The 5,555-nt window shown below is 67.1% G+C and carries 4 protein-coding genes and 1 pseudogene; 2 read left to right on the top strand and 3 right to left on the bottom strand.

Features of this window, described 5'->3' with window-relative positions; all coding sequences use genetic code 11:
- Positions 1 to 62 precede the first annotated feature (62 nt).
- The 3 genes and pseudogenes from ilvN to ACLP25_RS22030 form a co-directional block, all read right to left on the bottom strand.
- Positions 63 to 416 (bottom strand): annotated as a pseudogene (gene ilvN, locus ACLP25_RS22040) (acetolactate synthase small subunit); the annotation flags it as partial.
- Between the two features lie 59 nt (positions 417 to 475).
- Positions 476 to 1,450: a threonine dehydratase gene (locus ACLP25_RS22035; protein ID WP_442471282.1), complete on the bottom strand. Its 975-nt coding sequence runs from the start codon at positions 1,448 to 1,450 to the stop codon at positions 476 to 478.
- A 188-nt stretch (positions 1,451 to 1,638) separates the two neighbouring features.
- Entirely contained in the window at positions 1,639 to 3,408 is a 1,770-nt protein-coding gene (locus tag ACLP25_RS22030) for an acetolactate synthase 3 large subunit (protein ID WP_442471281.1), read from the bottom strand.
- 328 nt (positions 3,409 to 3,736) lie between these two features.
- Between ACLP25_RS22030 and purE the strand changes: the two genes are divergently transcribed.
- A complete protein-coding gene (gene purE, locus ACLP25_RS22025) occupies positions 3,737 to 4,243 on the top strand; it encodes a 5-(carboxyamino)imidazole ribonucleotide mutase (protein WP_442471283.1) in 507 nt (168 codons plus the stop codon).
- On the top strand, positions 4,240 to 5,334 hold the full coding sequence (locus ACLP25_RS22020; protein WP_442471280.1) for a 5-(carboxyamino)imidazole ribonucleotide synthase: 1,095 nt from the start codon (positions 4,240 to 4,242) through the stop codon (positions 5,332 to 5,334). The genes purE and ACLP25_RS22020 overlap by 4 nt, the downstream gene beginning before the upstream one ends.
- Positions 5,335 to 5,555 lie beyond the last annotated feature (221 nt).

The following is a 5,555-nucleotide window of genomic DNA, read 5'->3' as shown; positions in this document are numbered from 1 at the left end:
GTCGCGTAGATCAACTTGGCGCGGAACGCCTCGGCGAGGTTCATCGCTTCGACCCGGTTCTAGCCCTTGCCGCGCACCTTGATCATGGCGAGCTCGCGCTCGATCGCGCGCACGGTCAGCGTCAGGTCCTTCACCGAATGGATCGGCACCAGGCGCTCGAGCTGATGGCGGATCTGCTCGATGATCTCTGGCGTGCCGGATGTGACGATGGTGATGCGCGACTGCCGGCTCTCGTGCGCGACCTCGGAGACCGTGAGGCTCTCGATGTTGTAGCCGCGGCCGGAGAAGAGGCCGACGACCCGGGCTAGCACGCCCGGCTCGTTGTCGACGAGCACGGACAGGGTATGGGTCTCGATAGGCGACCGAACGCCCGCGGACGAATAGGGAGACAGCGGGGCGGAGTGAGTCCTGACCATGTTCATTAAAGTCCTCGTCGAATGAGCGGCCGTTCTGAGCGGCGCGCCGGGATGGAAGTTCAGGCCGCGGCGGCCTTCGGCGCCGCCGCGACCCGGCGTTGGAAGAGACCGAAGTCGATGTTGCCGCCCGAGAGCACAAGCCCGACCTTGCGGCCGGCAAGGCGAGCGCGCTCCTTCATCGCCGCGGCGAGGGGCGCTCCGCCCGCGCCTTCGGCGAGATTGTGCGTATCCGTCCAATAGGCGCGGATCGCCTCGGCGATTTCGTCGTCGCTCACGAGAACCACGCGCGAGGCGCCTTGGGCGATGACGGCAACCGCCTCCGCGTCGGGCGCGCGCGTCGCCATGCCGTCGGCGAACGTGTCGGCGCTCGTCGTCGCAACGGCGCGGCCGGCGCCGAAGGACAGCGCGTAGGCCGGCGCCCCAGCCGCCTGGACGCCCACGATCTCCGTCTTGAGGCCGAGGGCGTCGCGCGCCGCGATGCAGCCGCAGATCCCCGAGCCCTGACCGATCGGGACGTACAGCACGTCGAGATCCGGCCGTTCGGCGAGCAGTTCGAGCGCGTAGCTCGCGACGCCGCACACGAGGTCGCGGTGGAACGAGGGGACCATGTGCAGACCCCCCGCCTCGGCGAGCCGCATCGCCTCTTCGCGCGCGGCCTGAAAGTCTGTCCCATGCTCGATGAGATCGGCGCCGAGCGCCCGCATGGCGGCGTTCTTCTCGGAGGAATTGCCGTGCGGTACGACGATCGTCACCGCGAGTCCGAAGCGCCGTCCGGCGAAGGCGAGGCTCTGGCCATGGTTGCCGCGAGTCGCGGAAATGATTCCCCTTGCGGCCGGCTCGCGCCGCACCAGCGCATCGCAATAGGTCAGTCCGCCGCGCACCTTGAAGGCGCCTGTCGGCTGATGGTTCTCGTGCTTGACCACGACCTCGGTCCCAAGCCTTGCGGCCAGCAGCGGCCATGCAAAGGCCGGCGTCGGCCGCAGGGCCTTCTGGACGACGTCGTGGGCTTCGCGGAGCTCGCTCAGGCTGAACATTGGAGCGTCCATTTCAATTCCACCGTCGAGGCAATGCACGCGTCCCTTCTCCCTCCGTGAGAAGGTCGAGCGCCAGATGAAGGGCTCGCTGTAGGCGCGATCGCTGATCGCGCCGCCACGGTCAGCGACCGCGGCTACAATGAGCCGATCCCCTCACCCCTGCCCGTCGCCCTTCCGGAAAGGGGTGTTCAAACGAGCATCTTGCCCTTTTCGTCGATGACGTTGCCGAGCTCGATGCCGGCGTCGTCTTCGAGATCGGCCATCAGCATCTCGTTGTGCGCCTTGCCCGAGGGGATCATCGGGAAGCAGTTTTCCTTCTGGTCAACCAGGCAGTCGAACACCACCATCTTCGGCGTATCGATCATCTCCTGGATCGCGGCGTCGAGGTCGGCCGGGTTGGAGCAGCGGATGCCATGCGCCCCGTAGGCGTCGGCGAGCTTGACGAAATCGGGCAGCGAATCCGTGTAGCTCTCCGAATAGCGGCCGCCATGCAGCAGTTCCTGCCACTGGCGCACCATGCCCATGTACTGATTGTTGAGGATGAAGATCTTCACCGGCAACCGATACTGCGTCGCTGTCGACAGCTCCTGAATGTTCATCAGGATCGACGCCTCGCCGGCGATATCGACGACCAGCGACTTGGGATGGGCGAACTGGGTTCCGATCGCCGCCGGCAGGCCGTAGCCCATGGTGCCGAGGCCGCCCGAGGTCATCCAGCGGTTCGGCTCCTCGAAGTGGAAGTGCTGGGCCGCCCACATCTGGTGCTGCCCGACCTCGGTGGTGATGTAGAGGTCGCGGCCCTTGGTCAGATCGTAGAGCCGCTTGATCGCATGCTGCGGCTTGATGATTGTGTCGGAGTTGCGGAAGCCGAACGAGTTGCGCGCCCGCCAGCCGTCGATCGTCGTCCACCACTTGGCGAGCGCGGCGGCGTCGGCCTGACGCCCGCCCCGCCACAGGCGCACCATGTCCTCGAGCACGTGGGCGCAGTCGCCCACGATCGGCAGGTCGACCTTGACGTTCTTGTTGATCGACGAGGGGTCGATGTCGATGTGGATCTTCTTCGACTTCGGCGCGAAAGCGTCGAGGCGACCGGTGATGCGGTCGTCGAAGCGGGCGCCGACGCAGATCATCAGGTCACAGTCATGCATGGCGTTGTTGGCTTCGAACGAGCCGTGCATGCCGAGCATCCCGAGCCATTGCTTGTCCGAAGCCGGATAGGCGCCGAGCCCCATGAGCGTCGAGGTGATCGGAAACCCGGTCGTGCGCACCAGTTCGCGCAGCAGCGTCGAGGCGTGCGGCCCCGAATTGATGACGCCGCCGCCGGTGTAGAAGATCGGCCGCTTCGCCTCGGCCATCATCTCGACCGCGCGCTTCACCCGCTCCATGTCGCCCTTGAGCTGCGGATGGTAGGTCTTGTGCTGGATGTTGCGCTGGAAGGTATAGGCGCCGCTGGCGAACTGCACGTCCTTCGGGATGTCGATCACCACCGGGCCGGGCCGGCCGTGAGAGGCGATGTAGAAGGCTTCGTGCAGGATGCGCGGCAGGTCCTCGATCCGGCGGACGAGGTAGTTGTGCTTCGTGCAATTGCGGGTGATGCCGGTCGTGTCGCACTCCTGGAACGCGTCCGAGCCGATGAGATGCGTCGGCACCTGTCCGGTGATGCAGACGAGCGGAATGGAATCCATCAGCGCGTCGGTGAGGCCGGTTATGGCGTTGGTGGCGCCGGGCCCCGACGTGACGAGCAGCACGCCGACCTTGCCGGATGAGCGCGCATAGCCTTCGGCGGCGTGCGCCGCCCCCCCTTCCTGGCGGACGAGGATGTGACGGACCTTGTCCTGGTTGAAGATGGCGTCGTAGATCGGCAGCACGGCCCCGCCGGGATAGCCGAAGACGAACTCGACCCCCTGGTCCTTGAACGCTTCGACCACCATTTCGGCCCCGGTCATGTGCTTGGCCATCTGCTAATCCTTTTCGCTTTCGTCCGTCGTTTCGGGTATGGGGGAGTTGGAGGCAATAAAAAAGGCCCTCGAAGGGGCCTGGTCGTGCGCTAGCAAACGGAAGCAGGTGCTACGCCTGCCCGCTTTCCAGCGCCGAAACTACGATAAGGGTCGCCACTCTCGCGTCGCCTTTTGCGCTAGCACTAGGGGAGCGCGGCGGCGGCGTCAAGAGCAAGAGTGGGGATTTCTCGGACGCGCTTCAGCCCGATGCTTGCGCCCCCGCGTTCCTTCCTTGTATCGCTAACGCTATGGATATCGCTTCCCATGCATGGAGTCGCAGGTGAGCGGCGTGTCGAAGCCGGTGGCCGTCATCATGGGCAGCCAGTCGGACTGGACGGTGATGCGCCGGGCCGCCGAGACGCTCGAGGCGCTCGGCGTGGCTTTTGACACGCGGATCGTCTCCGCGCATCGCACGCCGGACCGGCTCGTCGCCTTCGCCAAAAGCGCGAAGGCGGAAGGGTTCAAGGTGATCGTCGCCGGCGCCGGAGGCGCCGCGCATCTTCCCGGCATGACGGCGGCCTTCACCACCTTGCCGGTGTTCGGCGTTCCGGTCCCGACCAAGGCCCTGTCAGGACAGGACAGCCTGCTGTCGATCGTGCAGATGCCGGCGGGCGTGCCGGTCGGAACGCTGGCGATCGGGGAAGCGGGCGCGGTGAACGCGGCGCTGCTTGCCGCCGCCGTTCTGGCGCTGTCCGACCAAGGCCTCGCTCAGCGGCTCGAGGCGTGGCGGGCGGCGCGCACCGCCGCCGTCGCCGAACGTCCCCAGGACGCGCCGCCCGTCGAGGGTCCGACATGATCCTCTCGCCGGGCGCGACGATCGGCATTCTCGGCTCCGGCCAGCTCGGGCGGATGCTGGCGATCGCGGCGCTGAAGGTCGGCCTGCGCACCCACATCTTCGCGCCCGAGGCGGATGCCCCGGCCTACGCCGCCGCCGCCGGCCGCACCGTCGCGCCCTTCGACGACGAGGAGGCGCTTCTCCGCTTCGCTCGCGCGGTCGACATCGTCACCTTTGAATTCGAGAACGTGCCGACCGCGACTGTGGAGTTTCTGAGTCAGCACGTCCCCGTGCGACCGGGCGTTCGGGCGCTCGCGCTGACCCAGGATCGCCTGACCGAAAAGACCTTTCTGCGCGACGCGGGCTTGAGGACGGCGCCCTTCGCGGCCGTCGATGACGCCGGCGCGCTCGCCCGCGCGGTCGCCGAACTCGGCCGCCCGGCGATCCTGAAGACGCGGCGGTTCGGCTACGACGGCAAGGGCCAGTCGCTGATCCGTGAGGGCTCGAACGTCGCGGCCGTCCATCGGGCGCTCGGCGGGGCGCCGATGATTCTGGAAGGCTTCGTCGCCTTCGAGCGCGAGGTTTCAGTGGTGGCCGCGCGCAGCCTCGAGGGCGAGATCGTCGCCTACGACTTAGCCGAGAACGAGCACGAGCGGCACATTCTGGCCCGCACCCGCGCGCCGGCCCGCGTCAGCGCCGAGACGGCGCTCGAGGCGCGGCGCATCGCGACCATCGTGCTCGAGGCGCTTGATTATGTCGGCGTGCTGGCGGTCGAGCTGTTCGTCACCCGCGACTGGAACGGGCGCGAGGGGTTGGTAGTGAACGAGATCGCGCCGCGGGTGCACAATTCCGGCCACTGGACGCTCGACGGGGCGCAAACCTCTCAGTTCGAGCAGCACATCCGCGCCATTGCCGGCTGGCCGCTCGGCGCGCCGACGCGACGGGGTCGCGTCGAGATGCACAACCTGATCGGCGAGGACGCCGAGGAGTGGCGCGACATTCTGGCCCAGCCCGACCTCTGCCTCCACCTCTACGGCAAGCTGGAAATCCGCCCCGACCGCAAGATGGGCCACGTGACGCGCATCTTCCCGGAGCCGCCGGGCGAGGGGTGACCTTGTCGCCGCCGCAGACCCTTGTCCAAAGGGCGCGCGTAACGCGTCTCGAAGGACGAGGCCGCCGGACGTCCCGGTCCCGGCTTCTCGAGCCGCCAGCAATTCTAAAAGAAGGGCATTTTTTGGGATTCACAAATCAGGGGAAACATGATTCACGCTAGGGATGGAGATTTTGGCGTCGCTGTTGTCTGGCCTGAAGGCGGTTTGCGCTGCGTTCCCGG

This window comes from Roseiarcus sp. (assembly GCF_052145395.1).
Lineage (GTDB): Bacteria > Pseudomonadota > Alphaproteobacteria > Rhizobiales > Beijerinckiaceae > Roseiarcus.
Note: the sequence above shows the minus strand (reverse complement) of the source record. Positions and strands in the feature narration are given on the sequence as shown.